The sequence below is a fragment of the Vibrio hepatarius genome (assembly GCF_011806575.1).
GTDB lineage: Bacteria > Pseudomonadota > Gammaproteobacteria > Enterobacterales > Vibrionaceae > Vibrio > Vibrio hepatarius_A.
The window spans coordinates 101,337-127,901 of record NZ_JAATOO010000003.1 but is presented as its reverse complement, the minus strand read 5'-3'; the positions used below and the strand labels follow the sequence as shown (position 1 = coordinate 127,901).

At 45.5% G+C, this 26,565-nt stretch carries 25 protein-coding genes; 15 read left to right on the top strand and 10 right to left on the bottom strand.

All coding sequences use genetic code 11. The features are described 5' to 3' along the window. Positions 1-34 precede the first annotated feature (34 nt). The gene (locus tag HCZ42_RS03265; RefSeq protein ID WP_167419329.1) at positions 35-1,039 is read left to right on the top strand and encodes an efflux RND transporter periplasmic adaptor subunit; all 1,005 of its coding nucleotides are present in this window, start codon (positions 35-37) and stop codon (positions 1,037-1,039) included. A 2-nt stretch (positions 1,040-1,041) separates the two neighbouring features. Further along, entirely contained in the window at positions 1,042-4,203 is a 3,162-nt protein-coding gene (locus tag HCZ42_RS03260) for an efflux RND transporter permease subunit (protein WP_167419328.1), read from the top strand. A gap of 46 nt (positions 4,204-4,249) precedes the next feature. On the opposite strand, the gene HCZ42_RS03255 is transcribed toward HCZ42_RS03260, so the two are convergent. Beyond that, complete coding sequence (locus HCZ42_RS03255; RefSeq protein ID WP_167419327.1) at positions 4,250-5,140, bottom strand: endonuclease/exonuclease/phosphatase family protein; 891 nt, start codon at positions 5,138-5,140, stop codon at positions 4,250-4,252. Between the two features lie 293 nt (positions 5,141-5,433). Between HCZ42_RS03255 and nrdD the strand changes: the two genes are divergently transcribed. From nrdD to HCZ42_RS03230, 5 genes are all read left to right on the top strand, one after another. After that, positions 5,434-7,554: an anaerobic ribonucleoside-triphosphate reductase gene (gene nrdD / locus HCZ42_RS03250; RefSeq protein ID WP_167419326.1), complete on the top strand. Its 2,121-nt coding sequence runs from the start codon at positions 5,434-5,436 to the stop codon at positions 7,552-7,554. A gap of 134 nt (positions 7,555-7,688) precedes the next feature. Next, entirely contained in the window at positions 7,689-8,156 is a 468-nt protein-coding gene (gene nrdG / locus HCZ42_RS03245; RefSeq protein WP_167419325.1) for an anaerobic ribonucleoside-triphosphate reductase-activating protein, read from the top strand. A 180-nt stretch (positions 8,157-8,336) separates the two neighbouring features. Beyond that, positions 8,337-9,518, top strand: coding sequence for an amino acid aminotransferase (locus HCZ42_RS03240; protein ID WP_167419324.1), 1,182 nt, complete (start codon positions 8,337-8,339; stop codon positions 9,516-9,518). 73 nt (positions 9,519-9,591) lie between these two features. After that, complete coding sequence (locus HCZ42_RS03235) at positions 9,592-10,158, top strand: ATP-dependent zinc protease family protein (RefSeq protein ID WP_167419323.1); 567 nt, start codon at positions 9,592-9,594, stop codon at positions 10,156-10,158. Positions 10,159-10,356: 198 nt separating this feature from the next. Continuing rightward, entirely contained in the window at positions 10,357-10,755 is a 399-nt protein-coding gene (locus HCZ42_RS03230) for an NUDIX hydrolase (protein ID WP_167419322.1), read from the top strand. Between the two features lie 60 nt (positions 10,756-10,815). Here HCZ42_RS03230 and HCZ42_RS03225 read toward each other — a convergent pair whose 3' ends face one another. Together HCZ42_RS03225 and HCZ42_RS03220 are read right to left on the bottom strand one after the other, a co-directional pair. Beyond that, positions 10,816-11,289, bottom strand: coding sequence for an FKBP-type peptidyl-prolyl cis-trans isomerase (locus tag HCZ42_RS03225; protein WP_167419321.1), 474 nt, complete (start codon positions 11,287-11,289; stop codon positions 10,816-10,818). 13 nt (positions 11,290-11,302) lie between these two features. Further along, complete coding sequence (locus HCZ42_RS03220) at positions 11,303-11,926, bottom strand: thiol:disulfide interchange protein DsbA/DsbL (RefSeq protein WP_167419320.1); 624 nt, start codon at positions 11,924-11,926, stop codon at positions 11,303-11,305. Positions 11,927-12,155: 229 nt separating this feature from the next. Between HCZ42_RS03220 and HCZ42_RS03215 the strand changes: the two genes are divergently transcribed. Continuing rightward, a complete protein-coding gene (locus tag HCZ42_RS03215; protein ID WP_167419319.1) occupies positions 12,156-12,779 on the top strand; it encodes an OmpA family protein in 624 nt (207 codons plus the stop codon). 86 nt (positions 12,780-12,865) lie between these two features. On the opposite strand, the gene HCZ42_RS03210 is transcribed toward HCZ42_RS03215, so the two are convergent. Both HCZ42_RS03210 and HCZ42_RS03205 read right to left on the bottom strand, forming a co-directional pair. Further along, complete coding sequence (locus HCZ42_RS03210) at positions 12,866-13,111, bottom strand: YgjV family protein (RefSeq protein WP_053407725.1); 246 nt, start codon at positions 13,109-13,111, stop codon at positions 12,866-12,868. Positions 13,112-13,420: 309 nt separating this feature from the next. Further along, positions 13,421-13,741 carry a DUF496 family protein gene (locus HCZ42_RS03205; RefSeq protein WP_053407724.1) on the bottom strand — a complete coding sequence of 107 codons (321 nt, stop codon included), beginning with the start codon at positions 13,739-13,741 and terminating at the stop codon, positions 13,421-13,423. A gap of 189 nt (positions 13,742-13,930) precedes the next feature. On the opposite strand from HCZ42_RS03205, the gene HCZ42_RS03200 reads away from it, so the two are divergent. The 5 genes from HCZ42_RS03200 (at position 13,931) to luxQ (ending at position 18,941) form a co-directional block, all read left to right on the top strand. Then, positions 13,931-14,125, top strand: a complete 195-nt coding sequence (locus HCZ42_RS03200) for a hypothetical protein (protein WP_167419318.1) — start codon at positions 13,931-13,933, stop codon at positions 14,123-14,125. Between the two features lie 32 nt (positions 14,126-14,157). Beyond that, positions 14,158-14,811, top strand: a complete 654-nt coding sequence (locus tag HCZ42_RS03195) for a YceH family protein (protein ID WP_167419317.1) — start codon at positions 14,158-14,160, stop codon at positions 14,809-14,811. Continuing rightward, complete coding sequence (locus HCZ42_RS03190; protein ID WP_439848982.1) at positions 14,811-15,113, top strand: GIY-YIG nuclease family protein; 303 nt, start codon at positions 14,811-14,813, stop codon at positions 15,111-15,113. The genes HCZ42_RS03195 and HCZ42_RS03190 overlap by 1 nt, the downstream gene beginning before the upstream one ends. 184 nt (positions 15,114-15,297) lie before the next feature. Next, positions 15,298-16,395, top strand: a complete 1,098-nt coding sequence (locus HCZ42_RS03185; protein WP_167419316.1) for an autoinducer 2-binding periplasmic protein LuxP — start codon at positions 15,298-15,300, stop codon at positions 16,393-16,395. Further along, positions 16,395-18,941, top strand: a complete 2,547-nt coding sequence (gene luxQ / locus HCZ42_RS03180; RefSeq protein WP_167419315.1) for a quorum-sensing autoinducer 2 sensor kinase/phosphatase LuxQ — start codon at positions 16,395-16,397, stop codon at positions 18,939-18,941. Before HCZ42_RS03185 ends, luxQ begins: the two co-directional genes overlap by 1 nt. A gap of 49 nt (positions 18,942-18,990) precedes the next feature. Here the strand turns inward: luxQ and HCZ42_RS03175 are convergent, their stop codons facing one another. The 4 genes from HCZ42_RS03175 to yccS form a co-directional block, all read right to left on the bottom strand. Then, positions 18,991-20,250, bottom strand: coding sequence for a hydroxymethylglutaryl-CoA reductase (locus HCZ42_RS03175; protein ID WP_167419314.1), 1,260 nt, complete (start codon positions 20,248-20,250; stop codon positions 18,991-18,993). Positions 20,251-20,342: 92 nt separating this feature from the next. Then, positions 20,343-20,618 (bottom strand): hypothetical protein, encoded by a 276-nt coding sequence (locus tag HCZ42_RS03170; protein WP_167419313.1) that lies wholly within the window; start codon positions 20,616-20,618, stop codon positions 20,343-20,345. A gap of 55 nt (positions 20,619-20,673) precedes the next feature. After that, entirely contained in the window at positions 20,674-20,883 is a 210-nt protein-coding gene (locus HCZ42_RS03165; protein ID WP_167419228.1) for a hypothetical protein, read from the bottom strand. 131 nt (positions 20,884-21,014) lie between these two features. Continuing rightward, positions 21,015-23,177 (bottom strand): YccS family putative transporter, encoded by a 2,163-nt coding sequence (yccS, locus tag HCZ42_RS03160; RefSeq protein ID WP_167419312.1) that lies wholly within the window; start codon positions 23,175-23,177, stop codon positions 21,015-21,017. Positions 23,178-23,376: 199 nt separating this feature from the next. Between yccS and helD the strand changes: the two genes are divergently transcribed. Beyond that, on the top strand, positions 23,377-25,443 hold the full coding sequence (gene helD, locus HCZ42_RS03155) for a DNA helicase IV (protein ID WP_167419311.1): 2,067 nt from the start codon (positions 23,377-23,379) through the stop codon (positions 25,441-25,443). 13 nt (positions 25,444-25,456) lie between these two features. After that, complete coding sequence (gene cutA / locus HCZ42_RS03150; RefSeq protein WP_167419310.1) at positions 25,457-25,777, top strand: divalent-cation tolerance protein CutA; 321 nt, start codon at positions 25,457-25,459, stop codon at positions 25,775-25,777. Here the strand turns inward: cutA and HCZ42_RS03145 are convergent. Continuing rightward, positions 25,741-26,352 carry a DUF2238 domain-containing protein gene (locus HCZ42_RS03145; RefSeq protein WP_167419309.1) on the bottom strand — a complete coding sequence of 204 codons (612 nt, stop codon included), beginning with the start codon at positions 26,350-26,352 and terminating at the stop codon, positions 25,741-25,743. The two genes, cutA and HCZ42_RS03145, sit on opposite strands and share 37 nt — an antisense overlap. Positions 26,353-26,565: the final 213 nt, after the last annotated feature.

Genomic DNA, 26,565 nt, shown 5'->3' with positions numbered 1-26,565 from the left:
TAAGTGGAATATGTCTGCACAAGGGAGTGGTGCAATGAAATTGATTACTTGGAGTATTGCTGTCGCATTGGCTGTATCTGGCCATGTGATGGCGCAACAAAACAGTGGGCAATATACGGTTAAAATTGAACCACTTCCACAGATTGTCCATCTTGATGGCGTTGTGCAGGCTGTTAATCAAGGAACGGTCGCAGCTCAAACTTCTGGCAGAGTGGTGGGGTTGCACGTTGATGTCAACGACTACGTCAAGCAAGGTGCTGTACTTTTAGAAATTAGCGCCGTTCAGCAATCCGCTTCTTTGGACGCAGCGCAAGCTCAATTAGCCAGTGCCAATGCACAAAATCGCGAGGCTCAGGCACAAGTTGCGCGTTATCGCCAACTTTTCCCAAAAGGTGCAATATCACGCGACCAAATGGACAGTGCCGAAGCTCGTGCACGAAGTGCTGCCGCTGCGGTTAAATCTGCACAAGCCAATGTGACGCAGGCCAAAGAATCGCTGGGTTATACAAGTGTCACTGCGCCCTATGATGGTGTCGTCACTGAGCGCCATGTTGAATTGGGTGAAACTGTTGCTCCCGGTACACCGCTATTGAGTGGTTTTTCACTCAATCAGTTGCGTGTGGAAACTGAAATCCCTCAGCGTTACCAAAGTGATGTCGAAAACGTCGCTCAGTTCGATGTCGTTGCAGCGCAAGGGAAGCGAATCGCGCCGACCGATTTCAGCCTATTCAGCTACGCTGATCCACAATCTCATACTTTCAAAATGCGCTTACAACTCCCTGACAACCTTGAATCCCTCGTGCCGGGAATGTGGGTTAAGACTGAGTTTCGTTACGGTGAGAAAAATACCTTGTTGGTCCCTAAATCATCAGTGGTACGCCGCGCGGAACTGACTTCGGTGTATCGCGTGAATGGCGGTAAGCGTGTATTAAATCCAGTGCGTTTAGGTCAGGAGTATGGCGATTACGTTGAAGTCCTCTCAGGGTTAGAAGAAGGGGATGTAATTTCCAGCGTTGCTTTAGCGATAGAAGGGAAGTAATTATGGACAATCGACTCGGTATCTCGGGTCGCATAGCGGCGGCCTTTCAGAATTCAGCCATGACTCCATTACTTGCACTTGTTGGACTGCTAATGGGGCTGTTTGCGGTGATTATCACTCCTAAAGAGGAAGAACCGCAGATCGACGTAACCTTTGCTGATGTTTACATCCCATATCCAGGTGCTTCTCCAGCGGAAGTCGAAAGCCTTGTGACCACGCCTGCAGAACAAGTGATTTCAGAGATTCAAGGCCTCGATAAGCTCTATTCGTTCTCCCAACCAGACGGAGCGATGATCGTTGCGATCTTTGAAGTCGGTGTGAGCCGTAACGACGCCGTGGTGCGTATTTACAATAAACTTTACTCGAACAAAGATTGGATGCCGCAAGGCGTCGGGGTCGGTGAACCGATTATTAAACCGAAAGGCATCGAGGATGTTCCGATTGTCAGCATTACGTTGTCCGATCGCTCGGGTAACGTTGACCAGCAACAACTTACTCAGGTGGCGCATGGCTTGGAAACCGAGCTAAAACGCATCAAAGGCACTCGTGATATCTATACCGTTGGTGGACACAATACGATTGTGGATGTGCGTCTGGACCCCGCAAAAATGAACGCTTTCGGCATTACGCTTGACCAATTAAACCAACATCTTCCAGCGGCGAATACTAGCTCACCGATGTCGCGTATAACACACGATAACCAAGAGTTTCCGGTTCAGGTTGGACAGTTCTTAACCCGAGTCGAGGAAGTGAAACAGTTGGTGGTGGGCTTGCACAACAACACCGCTGTCTACCTTGAGGATATCGCTGAGATACAGCTGGGAATCGACACGCCATCGCAAAATGTATGGACCAGTGACAAGTCCGGCATCTATCCAGCGGTTACCATCGCAATAGCTAAGAAAAGTGGTGAGAATGCGGTGAACGTTGCTAACGCAATAGAAAGCCGTCTCGCTGAACTCGAAAACCAGTTAATACCGCAGGGCATAGATGTTGAAATCACACGTGATTACGGTAAAACTGCCGCCGATAAAAGCAATACCTTGATCGGTAAACTTGCCTTTGCAACAACGGCCGTTGTGCTTCTAGTGCTACTCACGATGGGCTGGCGCGAAGCATTGGTGGTGGGTTTTGCGATTGTAGTGACGCTAATGATCACGCTATTTGCCTCTTGGGCGTGGGGATTCACCCTTAACCGGGTGTCGTTATTCGCGCTGATATTCTCTATTGGTATTTTGGTCGATGATGCCATCGTTGTGGTTGAAAACATTCATCGCCATATGTCAAAGGGTAAGCAAACGCTTAACGAGCTTATTCCTGTGGCCGTTGATGAAGTCGGTGGGCCAACCATACTTGCAACGTTAACAGTTATCGCCGCGTTGTTACCTATGGCGTTTGTGAGTGGTTTGATGGGGCCATACATGAGCCCGATTCCAATTAATGCTTCAATGGGGATGTTGATTTCGCTGGTGGTCGCGTTTGTGGTGTCACCTTGGTTGGCGCGTCATTTCCTCAAACCTACGGTGCATAAAGAGGGTTCGGCCACACGCTCCATCTTCCATAAAATTATGGCACCGTTTGTGACTGCTAAAGCACAAGGTCGAAATCGATTTATGTTGTTGCTGGCAATATTGGCGTTAATTGCTGGTTCAGTGATGTTGCCGGTATTTCAGGCGGTGGTGCTTAAGATGCTACCATTCGACAACAAATCTGAATTCCAAGTCGTACTGGATATGCCGGAGGGCGCATCATTGGAGCGCACGCAACGTGTCCTGTTTGAAATGGGTGAAGAGCTCGATAAAGTCCCCGAAGTAACGGGATACCAGATTTACGCTGGTACAGCTGCACCGATCAACTTTAACGGATTGGTTCGTCATTACTTTATGCGTCGTCAATCGAATCAAGGCGATATACAGGTTAATCTGGTTGGTCGTAAAGAGCGCGACCGAGATAGCCACGAGATAGCATCCGTAATCAGGCCAGCTTTAAACCAAGTCGCAGAGCGTTTTGGCGGCAAAGTTAAAGTGGTCGAGGTGCCACCGGGTCCACCAGTATGGTCGCCGATTCTGGCGGAAGTCTATGCACCGACACCAGAGCTTCGCCAACAAGCTGCGAGACAAGTGCGTGAGATATTTCGTGCGACTGACGATATCGTCGATGTGGATATGTATCTACCGGAAGCACATCAAAAATGGCAAGTGGTGATTGATAGAAGTAAAGCGGCGCATTACCAAGTCCCTTACGCGTCGATTGTTGATGCATTAGCGACTGCTGTCGGTGGTAAGCCAATTACCTATTTACACGGAGAACACCACAAGTATCCGGTCCCAATTCAAATTCAGGCGAGTGAAACGGCGAAAGTACGTTTAGAGCAGGTCTTGAATATGAAAGTCGCGAGTCAGGCTGGAAATGCCCACCCATTATCGGATTTGGTTGAGGTGCGTCAGACGCGTATGGATGACTATATTGTCCATAAGAATATGGTGCCAATGGTGATGGTTGTGGGTGATATTTCTGGCTCGCTTGATAGCCCACTGTATGGGATGTTTAGTATCGGTAGTGCACTAGACTCGCAGATGAACCTTGAGCAGAACTACATCAATCAACCCGACGGACTGGAAGGTGTCTCTGTTCTTTGGGATGGGGAATGGACGATTACATACGAGACATTTCGCGATATGGGCATCGCCTATGCTGTTGGTATGGTCTTGATTTACCTATTGGTAGTCGCGCAGTTTAAGTCTTATCTCGTACCACTTATCATCATGGCTCCAATCCCTTTGACGATTATTGGGGTAATGCCAGGGCATGCACTGCTTGGCGCGCAATTCACTGCGACATCTATGATAGGCATGATAGCGCTCGCGGGCATAATTGTGCGTAACTCCATTTTGCTGGTGGATTTTATCAACCAACAGGTCGGTGAAGGGGTTGAGTTTGCCGAAGCGGTGATTCAATCGGCTACTGTCCGTGCTAAGCCTATTATGTTGACAGCCCTTGCGGCGATGATTGGTGCGGTGTTCATTCTCGATGACCCAATCTTCAATGGGCTCGCGATCAGCTTGATCTTCGGTATATTCGTTTCGACTGTCTTAACGTTGTTAGTCATTCCAGTGCTCTATTACGTGGTGATGAAATCACGCTTTCAATCGTCCACTCAATAAAGTTAACCGCTGATAAAATGAAGCCCCGAATTAAACGGGGCTTTGTTTATTTTACGCTAGCTTGAATTGGGCAGTGATCACTTAAATGATATGAGAGCACCTGATTTGAATCATAGGTAACTTGACGAACGTTTGAAGCCGTCAACTTATCGCCAACGATAATATGGTCGATTAACGAACGAAATTGATGGGTTTTGTTAGGCTGCTTACGCGAGCGAACTTTGCAATCTGCAGGTGTACGCTGAGTTGCAAGTGACGCGTTAGTGCTCTTTGTTATGGTTTGCCATAACCAATCGCCTGAGTAACCGAGGTTGTGGTTAAAGTCACCTAAGATGACATACGCTTGGTTTTGACGTTCTCGTTCCTTTATCCATTCATTCAGCTCGCCGCCTTGAGATTGAAGCGTCTTACAGTGTCGATTGTTCCTGTACGTGCCAGCACAACGCGCTTTCAAATGAACAGAGAGAGCATGGATCGGTTGCTCTGAATCAGGGTAAAGGACGATATATGTCGCGAATCTAAGCTTGCTCCCTGATTGAGTATCAAGTGGCAAGTCAACCGGATCAGAAGTCGGAATATCTTTTTTGACCGCAAAGCCAGTGTATTGGTTGATGTCATCAAACTGAAGATGGCGGTTTGAGCGCTTGCTGCGATCAGAGAAAAACAGCTGGTAATCTGAGCCGACAACATTGCCAATGATTTGTGGATCATTCACCTCTTGGAATGCAAGGACATCACTTTGCGTTTTAATGAAGTGTTGGTTGAGCTTTCGAACATCGGCCGCACTTCGATGCGACTCAGAAAATTTAGCGGAAGGCGACGAGCTCAACCATTCAATATTCCATGAGGTAAATGTGGTTGCCATTACGCTGATCGGATAAATAATCCACAGCATCAAAATACTCACCACAAGCGAACAAATTTTAGCCACTGACATTTCGACATGCTCCTTTGTCTACACAGACCCTTTATCCTATAAGACCTGCAAAAATTTCAAGAGGAAAAAGTCCAAAATTACAAATTTCACGGATTTCTTTTCAAACGAGATCGATGCCACTAACTTCGATTTGATCTTAATCGATGGGCTGCTTTTATTGATCAATATCAATACTTTTCATCTGTGCATCTCGTTAAATACGCCACAACATATAGTGTCAAAAATACAATAAACAACCCTATGTAGTGTCTTTGTGGATAACTCTGTGAGTATGCTAAGGGTAAGGAGAGAAGGTGAAACCAATCGTAATCAAACGTGATGGCTCAAGAGCCCCGTTTAGCAGGGATCGCATTCAAGCGGCAGTTGAAGCAGCAGCAGAGCATGTCGACAAAGAGATCGCAATTTATGCACTTAATGTTGCTCTGGCCGTTGAACTGCAATTGAAAGATCACGATGAAGTTCATATCACGGAAATCCAAACCTTAGTTGAAAACGAATTGATGCAAGGACCGTACAAGTCGCTTGCGCGTTCGTACATCGAATATCGCCATGACCGCGATATAGCACGTGAAAAGCAAAGTGTACTAACACGTGAAATCGAAGGTCTGATTGAAGAAAGCAACGTAGATCTTATCAACGAAAACGCAAACAAAGACGGTAAAGTGATTCCGACTCAACGTGATTTGTTAGCGGGTATTGTGGCTAAGCACTATGCAAAAACGCACATTCTTCCACGCGACATCGTGCAAGCACATGAGCAAGGGGATATTCACTACCACGACTTGGATTACGCACCTTTCTTCCCTATGTTTAACTGCATGCTGATTGATCTAAAAGGCATGCTGACTCACGGCTTTAAAATGGGTAACGCTGAAATCGATACGCCAAAATCGATTTCGACCGCGACTGCGGTTACCGCTCAAATCATTGCTCAGGTGGCGAGTCATATTTACGGTGGTACAACCATCAACCGCATTGACGAAGTGCTGGAACCTTACGTAATGAGCAGTTACGAGAAGCATCTGGACATTGCCAAAGAGTGGGATATTCATGACCCAGAATCGTTCGCGCGCGCACGTACTGAGAAAGAGTGTTACGACGCTTTCCAATCTCTAGAGTACGAAGTCAACACGCTTCACACTGCGAATGGACAGACGCCATTTGTCACCTTCGGCTTCGGCTTAGGCACCAGTTGGGCGTCACGTCTTATCCAAACATCGATTCTTAAGAACCGCATTGCGGGTTTAGGTAAAAACCGCAAAACTGCTGTATTCCCGAAATTGGTGTTCGGTATTAAGGATGGTTTGAACCACAAAGCGGGTGACCCAAACTACGACATCAAGCAACTTGCGCTTGAGTGTGCGTCTAAACGTATGTACCCAGATATCCTTAACTACGACAAAGTAGTTGAAGTGACTGGCTCATTCAAAACACCGATGGGCTGCCGTAGCTTCTTAGGTACTTACGAAGAAAACGGTGAGCTTATCCACGAAGGCCGTAACAACCTCGGCGTTGTGAGCCTTAACTTGCCGCGTATCGCGATTCGCGCTAAAGGCGATGAAGCGAAGTTTTACGCGCTATTAGATGAAAAACTAGAGCTTGCTCGTCGTGCGCTCGAAACGCGTATTTCTCGTCTGGAAAATGTTAAAGCGCGTGTTGCACCAATCCTATACATGGAAGGTGCATGCGGTGTTCGTCTGAAAGCAGACGAGCCAATTGCAAATATCTTTAAAAATGGCCGTTCATCAATTTCACTTGGTTACATCGGTGTACACGAAACGATTAATGCACTGTTTGGTGCAGACAAGCACGTTTACGATGATGGTGAACTGCGCGAAAAAGCGGTTGCAATCATCAAGTACCTAAAAGATGCGGTAAATAAATGGGCGGAAGAGTCAGGTTATGGATACAGCTTGTATGGTACGCCTAGTGAGAACTTATGCAGTCGTTTCTGCCGCATCGATACTAAAGAGTTTGGTGTGTTAGAGGGCGTGACCGAAAAAGGTTACTACACCAACAGTTTCCACTTGGATGTAGAAAAGAAAGTAAACCCATACGATAAGATCGACTTTGAGATGCCATACCCGCACATCTCTAGTGGTGGCTTTATCTGTTACGGTGAATTCCCGAATATGCAGCGCAACATCGAAGCGCTAGAAAATGTCTGGGATTACAGCTACTCACGCGTTCCTTACTACGGTACTAACACACCAATCGATGAGTGTTACGAGTGTGGTTACATGGGTGAATTTGAATGTACTAGCAAAGGCTTTACTTGCCCAAGCTGCGGCAATCACGATTCAACAAAAGTATCCGTGACACGTCGTGTATGTGGTTACTTAGGTAGTCCGGATGCTCGTCCATTTAACTTCGGTAAACAAGAAGAAGTGAAACGCCGAGTTAAACACCTTTAGTCACAGTGTGTTTTGTGGCCAAACGTAAGTGCCTGCAAAGCACCTTTATTACTGCGGTCGATGCTTCATGAGCATTAAGCATCGACCGAGATTTATTCAAGCCCTAATGTGGGCTTTTCTTGCTAAGCGCCGCTATGAATTTTCATCAATACTATCCAGTTGACGTCGTTAATGGCCCGGGAACACGTTGTACTTTGTTTGTTTCGGGCTGTGTTCACCAATGCCGCGGCTGTTACAACCAATCTACTCAGCGCTTGGACTCTGGCGTGTTATTCACGCAGGAAGCGGAAGATCGAATCATCGCTGATTTAAACGATGAACGAATTCAACGTCGTGGCCTTTCTTTGTCTGGAGGCGATCCGCTTCATCCCGCCAATGTTGCCGATATTTTAAAGTTAGTTAAGCGTGTACGCAGCGAATGTCCGGGAAAGGATATTTGGGTCTGGACTGGCTATAGATTGGATGAGCTGGATGAAAAACAGCGTGAAGTCACAGAGTATATTGATGTTTTGATTGACGGCAAATTCGAGCAAGACAAAAAGGATCTCAACCTTGAATGGCGAGGCAGCTCAAATCAAATTATTCACTGCTTTAAACTCTAGCGCTGAAAGCGAGGGGAAGGGTAGAGAAATATTCTGCAGCACGACTAAAAGTTAATAACTTGTTAAATAATTCAGGCTGATATTCTGTTTTTATTGAACTGGATAAAATTTTATTTCTAGTTGTGTTAATTAGATGATAACGTGTAGCCATCGCTTGAATTTCAAAGGGTTGTGACTTTCATGTTTTCTAATTTACCGACTCCTACACTGGATCCTATTCTTTCTCTCTCTGTTGCGTACCGCAATGACCCGCGTCCTGAAAAAGTGGATTTGGGTATTGGCGTTTACAAAAATAGCCACGGCGAAACGCCAATCATGCAGGCTATTTCTAAAGCGCAAGATATCGTTGTAGAAACGCAAAAAACCAAATCTTATGTTGGCTTGGCTGGATGTGAAGAGTTCAATCAGAGCATGGTTGACTTGTTACTTACAGGTACGTCAGCGATGGACCGTGTTGCCGCGATCCAAACTCCAGGTGCGAGTGGTGCACTCCGCATGCTGGGCGATTTAATGAAAGTCGCGAATCCGAATACGACGGTTTGGATTTCGAACCCAAGCTACGTTAACCACCGCCCAGTGATGGAAGCGGCGGGCCTTAAGGTCAAGCACTACAACTACTTCAGTCCACAAACTAAACAAGTGGATAGCGCGCGTATGCTGGCTGATTTGTCTCATGCTGGTCCTGATGACGTGGTGTTGCTGCACGGTTGTTGTCATAACCCGACGGGTGCTGACATTGACTTTGACGCGTGGAAAGTGATTACTGAGTTATCACAAAAGAATGGATTTATCCCATTTGTTGATATCGCCTACCAAGGTTTTGGTGACGGCCTTGAAGAAGACGCAAAAGGCCTGCGTTACATGGCAGATAACGTCGAAGAAATGCTAATTACAACCTCATGTTCCAAGAACTTTGGCCTGTACCGTGAGCGCACTGGTGCAGCGATTGTGGTGGGTAAGTCAGTTCAAGACGTGACCAATGCGAAAGGCAAATTGCTAACTCTTGCGCGTGCAACTTACACTATGCCGCCTGATCACGGTGCTGCATTAGTCAAAACAATTCTTCAAAATCAAGAGCTAACCACGGTTTGGAAGCAAGAGTTGAGTGAAATGCAGCAGCGTTTGTTAAACCTGCGTAAAACATTGTGCGATGAATTGAGAAACTCACACAATACGTCACAATTTGATTTCATTGAGAGCCATAAGGGTATGTTTACGGTACTCGGTTTCAGCCAAGATCAAATGGTGCAACTGCGAGAGCAGTTCGGGATTTATGGTGTTGGCGACGGGCGCATTAACATCGCAGGCTTAACGGAAAAAGATATTCCGTATGTAGCTGAAGCGATTATAAAAGTGTGCTAAATTATGAAATCAGGCTCGTTAATACGGGCCTGATTTGTTTTGTGTATCTCTCGTCAAAATACTAGGTGGTTAGATGAATCAATCTTGGAAAGCTTTAGTCGTATTATTTCTAGGTGGCAGCTTGATGGCATGTTCTGCGGCTGAACAAAAGCCAGTAGAAAAACCTACTGAGAAAACCGAGCAACCAGAAGTTGTGCTAAAAGCGCAGAAGACCAGTGATGGCAAGCTCATTCTTGGTGAACGAGAGTGGGTTTATGTCAAAGGTCTTGATGACAACTTCAATACTCGTATTGATACCGGTGCAACAACGTCTTCTATTAGCGCGGTAGATGTTATTCCTTTTGAGCGTGATGGCAAAGACTGGGTTAAGTTCAAGATTGAACATGACGGAATTAAAAGCAAGGAACTGGCGTTGCCTGTTGCGCGTTGGGTTGACATCCGTCAATCAAGCTCAGAAGGTACTCAGCGCCGTGCTGTCGTTGAAGCTTGGATCCAAATCGGTGACTTGGAATCTAAGACTGAATTCACACTAACGGATCGTACTCATCTTACTTTCCCATTATTGCTAGGACGTAGCTTCTTTAAAGATATCGCGGTTGTCGATGTTGCTCGCAAGTACGTTCAAGACAAACATAAATAAGATTCGCTTCGTTTGTTAAACCGGTACCTGAAAGGGTACCGGTTTTTTTGTGCCTCAAAATCATAAATGTGAGTTAGCCCATAAGCATCTATGTGAGCATTGATATATCATGCTCCCGTAATCGAGCGTGAATCATGGAAGTCTCTATCTCAATGAGGCTGTCTGATATGAGATCGCACAAAATGAAAGGAGTATGGAATGAAACACTTATCTATGGCCGTTGTTGTCAGAAATGGGAAAGTGTTAGTACAAGAAAGGCAGAAAGCTGTTAAGGGAATGGTTGTTGAATTCCCTGGTGGTGAAGTGCTAGAGAACGAAACAGGCACTGACGCTTCGGTTCGTAAACTCTATGAAGAAACTCATTTGGAAGGTCTAAACCACGTAGCGACGTTTGCGGGGATTAACGATTTTGGTGGTCGTATTTACTACACTGTCTTTAGAGCGTGTGAGCAAGTGAAACCAAAAGTCGTTGATTCAGAAAGACGTCAAGCGTTTAAATGGCTAAAACCAGACGAGCTACCTCTGGATGAATTCCATACTGCAGACGTTGATTTCATCAACACTAAGCTAGGCAAGTACTGTGTAAGCGACGCTTAATAGGTTGATCGTTCACATAGTAAAAAGCCAATCACGAGTGATTGGCTTTTTTTGATTCGCTTATTTAATTTTGAGTAATTCTACTTCAAAAATCAAAGTTGCTGCTGGCGGAATAGGGCCAGTGCCGTTTTTCCCGTATGCAAGCGTGCTAGGGATAAACAAACGGAACTTGTCGCCTGGAGACATGTAAGTCAGACCTTCTTGCCAACCTTTGATTACTTGGTTCAGTTTGAAGCTGATTGGTTCACCACGATCGACAGAGCTATCGAAAACAGTGCCGTCGATTAACGTACCGTGATAATGAACATTCACAGTGCTGGTCGCCGTTGGGTGCTCAGTACCTTCGCCTTTGGTGATCACTTCGTATTGCAAGCCGCTCTCTGTTGTCACAACGCCTTCTTTCTTCGCGTTCTCTAACAAGAATGCCTGACCAACAGCAAAATTCTCTTCACTTGCTTTATGGTTGGTCCAAGTACGGTAAATCATAAAGCCTGCAAGGATAACGATAACGAGGGGAAAAATAATCTTCGACATTGGTAGAGTCCGGTTATTTGTTTTGGTTGATTAGGTAATTGATGGTGTTCGCAATGCCTTGCTCATCTTGGTGACCTGAAGTGATAACCATGTATTTACCGTTTACGATAAATGTTGGTACACCGTTGATCTCGCCTTTTTGCGTAATTTCATCCGCTAAGTGCATCGCTTTAAACAGTTGCGTTTGTTGTTCTTCATTTAGCTCGTATGGGCTAATCAGGTTACGTGAATGGAACACTTGATCGATCGCTTCTTTCTTTTCTGTCAGCGTTGAGCCGTCACCCAACTGAACAGCCGCAAATAGCTCAGTCATCATGTCGTGATCAGGTTTACCACCTAACTGCATTTCGGCAGTGTAGTAGATCATTGCACCGACTTGTGCGCTTTCATTGAAAGTCACATGCACTTTACCGATTGACTGGTCCGTCAATTGTTCAAGCTGTGGGATAACTTCTTCCATCTTACGGCAGTGACCACAGTTTAAAGAAAAAACTTCAGTGACTTGAGGAAGGCGGTAAGTAGATAGGTTGACAGGTAATTGCTGAAACTGTTGTCCTTCTTGAGGCACGTTGCTGTCTGAACAGCCTACTAATAACGCAGCCAGCGAAATAGCGAAAAGAGAAATTAGCTTTTTCATAGTTTGTTCTCGTTGTTAGCGTCATTAAGTGAATAATTACGCGTAAAAAGTTAGACGAATTTTACTCTTTCGACCATCAGAACGAAATAGGAAATACCGTCAAATGCTTAGCAAATTGTTTCAATCAGAGAGAGTGGGAGAAGTTGAAGACGGCGACTAAAATATCACTAAAGATTTTGAATTCTGGCCGATATAGAAAGAGTATCGAAATTAACCTCATGGTGGAGAGATGAAATACTTAGCTTTACCTCTGCTCGTATTGCTATCTGGCTGCGCAGATATGGCACGGAACGTATCAAATATGACAGAAGACTTACTGGAAACAGCGCCTAAGTCTGATGCTGAGCTTCGATACCCAGAATGGGGTTACGCACCACAAAAAATGGTAACAGGTATTCAACCTGCTTCGCGTTCAATGCCGGTGGCAGCTAATGAATACGACGACTTGCAGCAGTTTTTATCAAGAAGTGGTGTCGCGTACGAATTGTTACCGGGTAACCACATGATGATTAAGCTAAAAGATACCGTCAACTTCAACACTGGCTCTTCCCAAGTAAAAGCCGATTCCGCTTATTGGCTAAATATGCTTGGTAGCTACTTGGCGATGCAGCAAGGTATCGATATCGTGATTGATGGTCATTCGGATAGTACTGGCACGGCTAAGTTTAATGATGGCCTATCTGAAAGACGTGCCAACGCAGTTAAGCAGCAATTGGTGAGAAATCGAGTGGCAAAACAGTCGATTTTTACCCGTGGTTACGGTGAGTACGTTCCAGCATGTTCTAACGTAACGTCAATGGGTAAAGCGTGCAACCGCCGAGTCGAGCTGCTACTGATTGTTGCAGATAACTGATCGGATACGTCAGTTAAACCAATCCATATTCCCTAAATACCAAAAGCCCCGGATGTTTATCCGGGGCTTTTGGTTTTAAAACTGTTTTAAGCGGCGTTTTTCACTTCACTACTTTTTTTTTCACTTTGCATTTTTGCTAGGAAGTATACGTTCACGCATGCAATGAAGCCGTTAGTTACTACAACTGGCCATGCATCAATCATTAGGCCATATGCAGTAAATAGTGCACAGCCAATAAAGTTAAGAACACGTAGCTTAACAATGTCTTTCATGGTTAGAGAAATAGCCACCATGATAGAAGCTGCGTAGCCTAAAATTTCAACCATATCCATAATTTGACCCTCTAAAAGTTTGCCGATGGTTTATCGGTACCATTTCTTCTCTTCTTGAGATTAATGAGGAAGCTCCGTGCCTCGAATGGTCTAAATGATTATCTGTGGTGAAATATATCAGGGGCAAAACTGTGATAAAAGCCCCAAATATTCTAACGGAGAAGGTTAGCGATTACGCAAACGTTTAACGCTATTAACTGAATTGTAATAACTAAAAATGTTGAATCTCCGAAAACCAACAGACTGGTTTAAAAAAGAAAAAACCTGCACGGTGAGTGCAGGTTTTATTAATTATCAGTTGAACTAAGACTACTTACGTTTGCCTTGTAGAACTTGCTTGTCTGCTTCAGTCAGTTCGCGGATGCGACGGCTGATTTCACGACGTTCTTTTGAAATCTCAGCGCTCTTGATGATGTGGTCATCAACACGATCTTCGTAATCTGCCTTCATGTTTTTAACGATGCCAACGATTTCGTCGTGCGTCATTTCTGGCTTGATGTAATCAAGCAGGTTTTCAAGAAGGTCAACACGTTTGCGGTTATCACGGACTTTTTTCTCGTTATCGATCAGCTCACGCTTGAGTTTATTTTTACGACGAGCCTGAGCTACGATCTCAAATACACCACTCATAGGTTCCTTTCCTAATTTTTTTCACTTAACTACTCATGATTAAATCACAACATGCAGGTTGATAACAGCCTTTAGATCAATCATTCCAGTATGTTGACGCTTTTATAGGCAACCGTTTGTCAGGTGATTGTTAGCAAGCAATGATCGATATATGATTTGTACATTCTGATTAACCATTTGCGCAACAAGATGCGAACGTCTGATATCATTGTTCATCAAGAAGAAAGCGAGCAAACGCCAAAACCTGCGAGTCGACTTGAGACCGCTTATCGTGACGAACGTAAAAGACAAGAAATCACTGAAGTTGAATTGAACCGTACTAAAATCGTTATGATTGATGAAAACGGGAATATGAAAAGGGTCGCTATACTTTCTGAGCATTAGGCGCTTGGGAAGCACATAATAAGGAAAGCAAAATGAATATTGAATTGAGCCCTGTAGAAGCTCGTGTTATCGGTTGTCTGATCGAGAAAGAAGTCACCACTCCTGATTATTATCCGCTGACGCTAAACAGCCTGACTGCTGCATGTAATCAAAAAAGTAACCGTGAACCTGTTATGGCGCTAAGTGATACGGACGTCCAGCAAGCCGTTGATGGTTTGATTGCGCGTAGATTAGTGAGTGACGAGAGTGGTTTCAACAGCCGCGCTAGCAAGTTTCAACATCGTTTCTGCAATACTGAATTTGGCGATCTCAAGCTATCAAAACAAGAAAAAGGCATTACTTGTTGTCTGCTTCTCCGTGGGCCACAAACACCGGGTGAGCTTCGTACGCGTACAAACCGCTTAGCTGAGTTCTCTGACGTAAAAGAAGTGGAAGTGGTATTAGAGAAAATGGCAAGCCGTGAAGAGGGCGCTTTAGTGGTCAAATTACCGCGTGAGCCGGGTAAACGTGAGTCTCGCTACATGCACCTGTTCAGTGGCGAAGTCGATATAGAGTCTTTTGCAACTGCAGCAGCACCAGTACAAAGCGGCGACAATGAACGCATTGACGCACTTGAAGCGGAAGTGAGTACACTGAAAGAAGAGTTAGCTGAACTGCGCGCGCTAGTGGAACAACTGACAAATTAATGTCTCAAATGACTTCTCAACACAGTGCGGATTGGCATGTCTATTTGATCCGCACTCGATCAAATGCGCTTTATTGTGGTATCACGACCGACGTAGAGCGCAGATTTTCGCAACATACCAGTGGTAAAGGCGCCAAGGCACTGAAAGGCAAAGGACCTTTGCAACTTGTGTGGCACAACCCTGCGGGCACGTCACGCAGCGAAGCATCCAAGGTAGAACACCAAATCAAAAAGCTTCCTAAAGCAACCAAAGAGCGTTTAGTGAGGGGAGAGTTAGAACTCATTGCGGTAGTTTCGCTGTAGTTGCGCGCGATTTCGTCCTGTTTTCAATAGGCGGATAGTCGTTATATGGCGTAATGTCCCTAAATCTATTCAATATTGTCTGTAAATTGAACATTCAGCAGCATTCTCGTACTTTACCGCTACCATCATTGGTCTGATTTATTATACTGACTCTATTCTCATAGCGGGGGTGGATAATATCCTAATGTTCAAAGCATTGCAGTTCTCTCTTCTTTCCCTTTTTACTTTGACGTCATACGCTCATACCACTCAAGTATTGAATGGTTATTGGCAATACGATGAGTATCTGGAAGCCTATCCGGCACAAAAAGCATTAACCGATGAATTGGCCAGCGCTGTCAGACAGCCTCCGACGCCGATATCCCTCAAACAAGATAAACCAATATCTATTGCAGTTGTCTATCCAGGGCATCAAGTGTCTGATTACTGGAGCAGAAATATTCGCGCTTTTGAAGCGAGGATGGAAAAGCTCGGCATTCGGTATGAGATCAACCAAGTTTTCACTAGGCCAAGCATTGATGTCAGACAACAAAGCTTGTCTTTACTTGCCGCAATTAAAAACGATGCGGATTACCTAATCTTCACTCTTGATTCTACACGTCACCGTAAATTCATTGAACACGTGATGAGCTCGACGGATACCAAACTTATTCTGCAGAATATCACCACACCGGTGAGAGCTTGGACCGAGCAACGACCATTTATGTATGTGGGCTTCGACCATCTTAACGGCACAAGAATGCTTGAGGAGTACTACAAGGGACGTATGGACGAAGACAGCCGCTATTCGGTACTGTATTTTTCAGAGGGTTACGTCAGTTATGCGCGAGGTGATACGTTTATCGAAGAGATGAGCCACCACAACGGGTACAAGTTGTCGTCATCGTTTTACACGTCAGCAACAAGAGAATCTGGCCGTGAGGCAGCGATAAACGCGTTAAAGAAAGACTCTGAACTACACTTTATTTACGCTTGCTCTACGGATGTCGCGTTAGGCGCTGCAGATGCGTTAAAAGAGCTTGGCCGAGAAGATATTATCTTAAACGGCTGGGGCGGTGGTACAGCAGAACTTGAAGCCATTGCGAAAGGTGAATTGGATGTCACGGTTATGCGTATGAATGATGATACTGGCGTAGCGATGGCAGAAGCGATCAAATGGGATCTTGAAGGTAAGAGCGTGCCACACATTTACTCGGGAGATTTTGAATTGGTGACCTCAGAAGATACACCGCAAGCAATCGAGAAACTCAAGCAACGAGCATTCAGGTACTCTGAACAATAATGAGAATATTATTTAAGCGTAGGAACTCACATCAGTTAGCTACGCTTCTCACTAACTCGATTTTTTTGACTATTGCCGTGCTGATATTAGTCATGATGCTGCAAAACTATCAGGTCAATCGAGAAGTTGTAGCTCAAGAGGTCGCTCGTACCAAAACCCAAACGCAAAGCCTTGTTCAGGAAATCTTCAACTTTCACCTCAAATCGTTAGAAATACAGCAGGATAGCTATAGCCGAAACGAGCCTTTGGTTGACGCAATCCACGCCAAAGACAATGTCGGTGTCGACCGATTTTTCTCAGGTTTAGACCATGTTTTACCCAACTTATCGCCTGATCTTCGCTTTCTGACCACCAGCGACGGCATGGTTTGGGACGATGGTAACTCGCAATTCTATGGTATTGAAAGCGCTCGTTTAACCGTCATTAGTAAAGATATTGTGGTTGGCAGTGATTGGCATGTCGCACAAGTACCGTCATCGATGGGAACACATTACTTGATGGTGCGCAGAACGCCAGTGGTTGACATGAAAACCGGAGAGGTCGTTGCGCACCTCTATATCGGCGTTGTGCTAAACAACAACTATTCGTTGGTTAATGTGCTGGCTTCGGGCAGTAACGCTGACGAGCTTTTTCTTGCGGTTGGCTCTGAAATTATTGCATCGAGCACCAAACCTGAAGATCCCCGCCACATCGAATGGCTAGAGCAGTCGCTTAAATCGATTAACGCGAGTCGTTATTTGGTTTCACGCACAGATTTGGCCATGTCAAACACGCCAACGTTTCTTTCTGTCTATAACATCCAAAGTAATGAACACATTGATAGCTTTGTTCAGAACCAATATCTATGGATGGTCTTCACAGGCGTGCTAATTGCTTTCTTTGCTGTCTATACCCGACTTTGGTTAGGCAAGCGTGTTTCTGTGGAGCTTGAAAAACTGATGCTCTATATCAAGTCGACGCTTAAAAGCCAGCACGCGGTTAACTTTGAAGGTTCGGCAATTGAGGAGTTTCATCGTATTGGTGAGAGCTTTGAGCTGTCATTTAAGCGTCTTGATGAACGTGACAAGCAGTTCGCTGATCTCTTTAATTTTTCGCTTTCACCAATCACGCTTTGGAACAAAGAAGGCGAGCTCATTCGTTATAACCCAGCGGCGGAGCGCAGTTTTAAAGACGAGGAAGTCAAACGCTGTCTGCTGGCTGAGCTGCGTCACCACATCCGCATGTGTGCTCAAGGCGCGACACTGACGGGTGTAAACACTACTATCAACGGCAAAACTTTCCGTTGGAACCTGTCGCCAATCATCAGTGACGATTCCACCAACCAAGTGATGGCGTTGGGGCAGGACATAACCAGTTTTGTTGAAGCGGAAAAGCAGAGTCAAGCGGCCAAAGAAGAAGCAGAAGAATCAGCTAGAGTACGTGCAGATTTCCTCGCGAAGATGAGCCACGAACTAAGAACGCCACTTAACGGCATTCTGGGCGTGTCACAACTGCTGAAACATCAATTGCAAGATAAGCACGCGCTAGAGCATGTCGATGTGCTTTGTAATAGTGGCGAACATCTGAGAGCGGGAGCCAACGACATTCTGGATTTCTCGAAGATCGAACAAGGTAAGTTCCATATTCAGCACAGTGATTTCCGTTTAGTCGAGCTGGTGAATACCGCAGAAAATATCTTCCGTCCGCTCTGCTGTGAAAAAGGCATTACACTCAACATGACTCGTGAGTTTAGTGAAGACACGTGGGCAGACAGCGACTTGGTACGACTGAATCAGATTCTATTTAATCTGGTCAGCAACGCGATTAAGTTTACTCATCAAGGTGAAGTAAACGTAGTGATCCGTTGTGTTGAGAAAGAGAACCAACATCTGCTGGAAATGGAAGTTGAGGATACCGGTATTGGTATCGACGAGAGCCAGTTGACCGCGATCTTTGAGCCATTTACTCAAGCAGAATCAACCACCACTCGTGAGTACGGCGGCAGTGGCCTGGGTTTGGCTATCGTGCATAGCTTAGTGGAGTTGATGAACGGCCAGATCGATATCATCAGCCAAGTTGAACAAGGTACACGCGTATTTATCACGCTGCCGATTGATATTATTAATGGTGAGCGTGACCAAGAGCAACGTACGCTATTGATTGAACCGTCTGAAATGTTTGATGAGTCACTACACGTGCTACTTGTTGAAGATAACCACACCAACGCGTTTATTGCCAAGGCCTTCTGTGAGAAATATGGCATGACAGTCACCTGGGTTCAGGATGGGCGTAACGCGATTGAATATTTGAAAGAGAATGACGATGTCGCACTGATCATGATGGACAATCAGTTACCCAACTTGGGTGGTATCGAAGCGACACGAATCATACGTGATGAACTGCGTCTATCAACACCGATATACGCCTGTACTGCCGATGGGATGCAAGACACCAAGCAGGCGTTTATCACCAGTGGCGCGGATTATGTGTTGGTTAAACCGATAAAAGAGCTCGCCCTGAACAAAGCGATGATTCACTTTAAAGAGAATTTTTACCATCAGTCTTAACGGTAGCGGACAGATAAAGAAAAAAATGGAGAGCTTAGCTCTCCATTTTTTATCTTGCGAGCTTTTGATGGGCTCGGGTGAAATGATCCGCACAGAACGCGCCGACAATTGAAAGCTCACCCGCTAAACAGAGGCTCGCGGCCACTTCCGCCAGTGCTTTTGCATTGCCATTTCCGTGTAAGCCTAGAATATCCAAGCACGCTTTTTGACTCGGTAATCCAGTTCCGCCGCCTACAGTGCCAAGCATCAGATTTGGCAGGGTAACACACGCATACAAACCACCTTGCTCGTTGACCTCCATACGCGTCATACCAATTGCAGATTCCGCTACGCACGCCGCGTCTTGTCCACACGCGATGTATAACGCTGCAAGCGCATTGGCATAATGTGCATTCACACCAATTCCACCGCTAAGTGCTGAACCTGTCGTTGTCATTTGGCCGAACTTAACCATCTTCTCCGGGGTGGTGTGGAGATACTTGTTGACTAACTCTCGAGACAAATGAACATCGGCAGATACTTTCTTTCCGCGCACGTGGCGCAAAGTATGAGCATTAGGCTTTTTATCTCCTGAGAGATTGCCATCCAAAAACGCTTCATTCGGTTCGATAGGTGCATGCTCAAGAATGTATTGAAACACTTTGTGCGTCGCGATGGTCACCATGTTTTGACCAGACGCATCGCCTGTGTGAAATTCAAACACCAGATAAACTTGGTTGCCGTCGATATTGACGTTGATGTCGTGCAACTTGCCGTGTGATGTTGTCGATTCTGCGACCTGTTTAAAGTGGTCGTACTGAGTGACCACCCATGCCACGAACTGTCCGGCTTCTGCTAAGCGCTCAAAGGCAAACACGGGCGTGCGAGTGACGCCTTCGTTTAACAACATTGCACTTGCACCACCCGCGGCAGTAATCAGTTGAGCACCGCGATTGTACGAAGCAACAAGCGCCGCTTCGGTCGTCGCGAGTGGTACCAAATAATCTTTGTTGGCATACAAGCCGTTGATGCGAAGTGGTCCAGCAATGCCGACGGGTAACTTAACGGTGCCGATGAAATGTTCGATGTTCTTATTGTATAGCTCGGCGTTGGTTTTCGATTGCTTATCGAGCAGAGCATCTTGGTCAGTTAATGAGTCCAGTTTTTGCCAGCGTTTCGTTAGGTTCTTCTCTGAAATGTACGGGCTTGGTGTCAGGCGCAGGGAAGGGCGTTCAAAGTGAGGTTCGAGTAATTGTTCTAACTTATTCGTGTCAGGGCCTTGTTCAAAGATCGAGGAAGTACTGTTTTGAGACAAGTTTAATTTGGGCATAGCGAAAATGATGCAAAAAGTTATCGGAGGATTCTAACGGCTCGGCTGAGGATAACAATAGCTGTTTATAGTTTGCTACAACTTAGTGAGGGTTATATATGAATGTCGAGCAACGAACCGATCATATCTTGGTCGCGTTGCAGCACGTTAGTACCGATGCGGCTGTATTGGCTAGCTTGATTGAGTTTAATTAAGGGCTCGATATCAGAAACATTAGGTGCCTTAAATTCAACTTTGTTGAAATCGAGTGAGGATGCTTTATCTATCGGCATTTGGGAACGAGTATTAATTTCGAGCGCAGCTTCGTGAGCCATCTTTGATGACTGTTCTAGCAACTGGTAGCTAGGTTGAACGGCTGACACTGACATAACTCTCTCCTTTGATACTTATAGCTTATGATGTACCACTGCTTTTTCAAGTTCATTAAGAAAATAAGCTAGAAATCAATTGCGCTTCTTCGTCGGTAATCACGACGTTATTTTCGCGCTCGAGTTTGTTATCTATGTCACCACGCAGTTGGCGAAGCTGTTGAGGGGTTAGGGCTTTTACTTGCTCACGAACCATGTCAAAAGACAACTGGTTGTGAATGTTTCGTGTGCGCTTTCCTGACGTATGAAAGATGCTAGTTCTCATCTCCATTACCTTTTCTTACTTATGTAGGATTAAGCTTACGTCTGATTGGTTAATTAATGTCCGAGTTTTGTCAGGGTATTTTTAAAGATAAGCAAGGGAAGCCTTATGTGGCCTCCCTCTAACAGAGTTGCTTATGAGTGGTTAGTGATTCGTGCCGCAAACTTATTGGCGAGTGAATGCAATTCGGGCAGCATGCGATAAATCAGATAGAGTTGTTGCAACACCATGCGTACTGAATTCTCGTCCTCTTCACGCCATTCTGATAGTCGCGCTTCTAGGTGTGGGTCGTCAATTTCCGATGTATCGCAGTTTTCGCAATGGTCGTTGAGTTGGTTAAACAGCACTTCCAAATGTTTGTGGATCGCTCGGTGTGCGTCCAACACCAGTTGGTGGGTATCTTCATTATCGATACGGGTTCTGTGCGCACCTAACGCAGAGATGTAGCTGAGTAATGCATGGCTGAGCGTCAGAAAGCGAAAGCTCTCATCGGTTGCCGAGCGATATTTCCCTGGCTCCGCCAGCATTGAGCTGACAGCATTGGTCAAGTTTGCATCTTGGTTGTGTGCATCGCGGCGGGCAATTCGGTAAGACAAGTTGTCTTTTTTACCGATTCGATATTGCCCGATGATCTGCGCCAGATAATTCTTGTTCGCCAGAATCGCATCAGCCATCACTTTGTGTAAACGACGGGATTGCCAGTCTGGGAAGATAAGAACAACCGCTGATACCGCTAAAGCGCAGCCGATCAAAGTATCCGCCAAACGTGGCAACACTACTGCGTAGCCTTCACCGAGTTGGTTAAAGCAGAACAGCACCAGCAGCGTGATAAACCCGGTTGCGTAGCTGTAGTTGCCTTGCCTGAAGGCAAAGAAGAATACGCCCGACACGACGATAAAGAACAACTGGCTTTCTTCGGTTGGGAACAGCGTTAACAAGAACACGCCGCCTAACAAGCCCGCCAATGTACCTATTATCCGCGACACCAGTTTCTGCCGTGTGGCACTGTAGTTTGGCTGACAGACAAATAGGGTGGTCAACAATATCCAGTATCCGCGCTCAATATCGAAAAATTGAATGATCCCGTAACCCAGAGTGAGTGCAACCGACATTCTGATCGCATGTCTGAACAGCATTGAACGTTTATCAAAGTTAGAGCGGATACGGTGCCACATCGCTTTTAATGTGTGCGCTTCGGTATCATCTAGTACGCCTTCTTCAAGTCTGTTGGCATCAGGGTTATTAACGTTGCTGAGCTGTTTTTCGACCGTTGAAAGGTTATTGAACAGGTAGTTAAGTTGATTCAGTAGTGAGCGCCACTGTGGATTTTCCTGGCTTTGTAGATAGCTCAGCGAGTTCACTAGCTCGTCTAGCGCAAGAATAGAATCACCCGCGTGTTGATACTCTTTACCCAAGCGAATTGAATTGGCTATCTCACGACACGCTTTAGCTTGCGTCTCAAGCAGGTATTTAAAGCGGAATAGAATGTCATAGTGACCAAAATGCTCTGCTAACTCTTGATAGCGATAGTGACTGGAGCTAATACGCTCGTGAATATCTTGTGCGAGAAAGTACGTATTTAAGAATCGGTCACTCGCGCCGTCGACGTGTCCACGTTTAGAACGGCTTAGTAATGTCGCTTTACATTGGTTTAGCGCCGTAACGGTTGCTGCGTTGAGGCGCGCCTCTTCTATCCTGTGCGGCTGTGGTACTAAGTTCGTTACTGGGTGGAACAACTGACTCTTGGTATCTAGATAGTTAGCAAGCTGTAAGAAAACATTCGCCAAGCTTTGTTGTACGGGTTGCATCGGCCAAAACGCCGACCAAATCATCGACATCAAAAAATACCAAGCAGCGCCAGTGAGCAACAATACCGGTTGTAGCCATAAATTAGTGCTTTCGTGCGCACCAAGCATGGTGTAAATCGCGATCAGTAGTGAACCAAACGCGATACTGGCATATCGAGGTCCAACTGCACCAAGCATGATAAATCCAAATGTGGATGTGAACAGGCCGATGGCAAAGAAAATTGGTGAGTTAAACAGCGCCTCAATGGAAAAGGTCGCCACGGCGAAACAAATCAGCGTTAAGGTGACGGACTTAAGCCTGCCGGTAAATTTGTCATCACTTTCAGCAAGTGCAGCGGCAATAACGCCGAGAATTAAAGGAATGATCAGAGAGTTAAGTTCGTAGTACCAAGCGGGAATAACGACACCAAGTAAGGTGACGAGGATCAGCAGACTGTAGTTAATGGTTTTGTTGGCCCAATAAAGGCGTAACTGACTGAGAAATTGCACGTGATTTCAACTTTCTGTTTTGGGTAACGACCATTCTAATAGATAGTCAATGGTAAACTTCTGATGAAAATAAAGAAACAAGTTCATTTGATTAATCAATATACAGCGTGAACTTGTTGGCGGATATTGACATGATTTTTTCAAACTCGTTTTGTGTTGAGTTATGATAACGGCCACGAATTCCAAGGACATTACAAGAATGCAGCTAATCGCAAACAAGACTGCACAGTTTTTTATCCAAAACGAATACCATCAAGTTTCGCTTGAACCAGATTTTCTCATATTAAGCTCTGACCGAAGTGAAGAGCGCATCCCTTTCAATGTATGGAGCGGAAAGATCAAGCTCAGAAGGGGACTATTCTGGGGCGGACTACAGTTTTATGCACATACGGAAAATGGAAAAGAACAGTCATGGCTTGTTCAAGGATTAGATTGGGAAAAATGTCGTGATTTCGCCCGCCATGCCATCGTCAGTTATCAAAAGTGGCACCACCATCAGTGCGAGCAGTTAAATCAGTATCTGCCGAAGTGGGAATCCACCGTACAGGGCTTTATTCGTCAACCTGCATTCTTAACTCACTCCAAAGTAGAAAGCTGGTTAGTTGAGCTTGAACAAGACTTCCAAAAAATGGAAATGGATTTGGAAGATGCACAACTTCGAATGCCAGAGCGCATGCAAGAGTTAATGCCGTGGATTGTCGAAACCGATGCCAAACTTGCACAGCGTAATGAAGACTGGATGGTGACAGAGCTTGAGAACTGGAAAGTGCTGTTCTCGCGTATTGAATCATCGCCTCTTAACCTGACTCAGCAACAAGCCGTGTTATTGAATGACGATAACAACTTGGTGCTTGCTGGCGCGGGCTCTGGCAAAACCAGCGTATTGACTGCGCGCGTCGCTTATTTGCTACAGAGTCATTTGGCACAAGCGGAAGAGATCCTAATGCTGGCATTTGGTAAAGATGCCGCGAAAGAGATGAAACTGCGTCTGGATGACAAGATTGGTTTAAGCGCAGAGAACGTTAAAGTAAACACTTTCCATCAACTTGGTTTGATGATCCTTAATCAAGTTGACGATAAAGACGTGGTGATCTCGCCCCTTGCTGTGGACGACAACTTGCGTAACGCGTGGTGTATCGACTGGCTGAAAAAACACTGGATGACACCAACCAACTTCAAACGTTGGCAAAAGCATCTACAAAAATGGCCAATCGCGTATCTTGCTGGTGATGACGAGCTTGGTAGCCACGTTGAAAACCCGAAACTGATCGCTTGGTTGGCAAAACAGTTGGCGCAGTTGTCTGCGATGGGACCGAGCAAAAAAGAGATTCAGCAACAGCTGGTGGACCACGAAGAATATACACGCCTCAACAGTGAACTTTCGCTTGCTTGGCCGTGTTACACCGCGTGGCAAGAAATGCTCAAAAACGAAGGGCATATCGACTTCAATATGATGATCACTCAGGCGACGAAACTGGTCGAAAAACGCAAGTTCCGCGCGCCTTGGAAATACGTCATGATTGACGAGTATCAGGACATTTCACCGCAACGTTTAGCGTTGATTGAAGCGCTATGTCAGCAAAGTGAGCACCAATCTTGTGTGTTGTTTGCCGTTGGTGATGATTGGCAATCCATTTATGAGTTCGCGGGTTCTGATGTTGACCTCACTACAGGATTCACCGAACGTTTCCCGCGTTCGACGGTACACAACCTTGATACGACGTATCGCTTCAACAATCAAATTGGTGAAGTGGCTAACCGATTTGTGCAGCAAAACCCAGCGCAGATCGAGAAAACGCTTCAGAGTCATAAAGAGCAAAAAGCCAAAGCGGTCACGCTGGCACCAAGTGCTAATGTAGAAAAGATCCTTGACGATCTTAACCGCAAAGCAAAAAGCACCATGTCTGTGCTGCTGCTTGGGCGCAACCACTACCACAAGCCGGAATTACTTTCCGATTGGCAGAAACGCTTTGGTTTATTATCGATTGAGTTTATGACGTGTCACGCGAGTAAAGGCAAAGAAGCCGACTTTGTGATTATCTTATCGGTAGATGAGGGACAGTTCCCAGCGCGGGTGAAGACGCTGCATTTAGACAATGTTCTGACTCAGTCGGGCGATAGCTACCCGCACGCAGAAGAGCGCAGGCTGTTTTATGTCGCCATGACACGAGCGAAGAAAAAAGTGTGGATCACCTACAAAGGGGCGGGTTCGAGCTTTATCAAAGAATTGACCGAACAAGACTACCCAGTGACGGTTCAGAAGTAAGGATTAGAACAACATGAGTGGACAATTTTGTATTACGCTGACCACAACCAATAACGCAGCCAACACCAAGCAAATCATAGAGGCAGTGTTAAATAAGGGACTGGCTGCTTGCATTCAGACGATGCCAATTCAAAGCCATTACGTATGGAAAGGTGAAGTGTGCTGCGATGATGAAACACTGCTTATCATGAAGACCAAGAAAGCGTGTTATGCAGAACTAGAGCAGGTGATTGTGGAGCATCATGAGTATGAGACTCCACAAGTTGTTCAAATTCCGTTTACAGAAGGCTTCAACCCTTACTTATCTTGGATTGAAGAAAACACACGCTGCTGAATAACCAGTAACACTAGTGACGTTAACGCGCCCAGCGTATCCATCATCATATCTTTTTGCGCGTCCCACACGTCACCCTGTGAACCTAAAAATGCAATGCCTTCGTCACCACCGGCGAGGGCGGCATACCACCATTCAATGATCTCGTAACCAGCCGCAAGCGACATGATCGCAAACAGCGCAAAGAATATCGCAATCCCGGCACTCACCAGATTCTTTCTAATTAAGTACTCCGCAATTGGGTAGGCATAAAGTCCAATAGAGTAATGTGCTACTCGGTCAAATTGATTTCGTTCGGATCCAATCAATTGATTAAACCAGTCGAACGGCACTTCTGCGAAGGTGTATTTAGAACCTATGGTGTGCAGAACCAACCAAACAAACATCAATACATACGCAGTATTGGAGAAGCGATAAGAGCGCGATACCCACCAAATAACCGCGAGTACGCCAACTGCTGGGATAATCTCTGCTATCCACACCGCTCTAGATGAAGGCTCGATTGCTGAAAAGATAAATACAATCGAATAGAGCGCAGTGAGCCAGTAAAGAACAGGGGATTTGTTTGACGGCATATAAAACCTTTTTAATAGCGGGTGAGTGGCTATCATGCCATTGAATAAAACGCCGTTCAATTGCAATTTTTGGGCTAAGAAACTCCATGATTAACAAAATGTGTTGGAAAATCTCTCAGGTGCACATTAAAACAACAAACTAATCGCAGCATTTCATCAAAGTTTGATTTACCTATACTTCACACATAGAATCGCGACTCTAATAGCAATAAC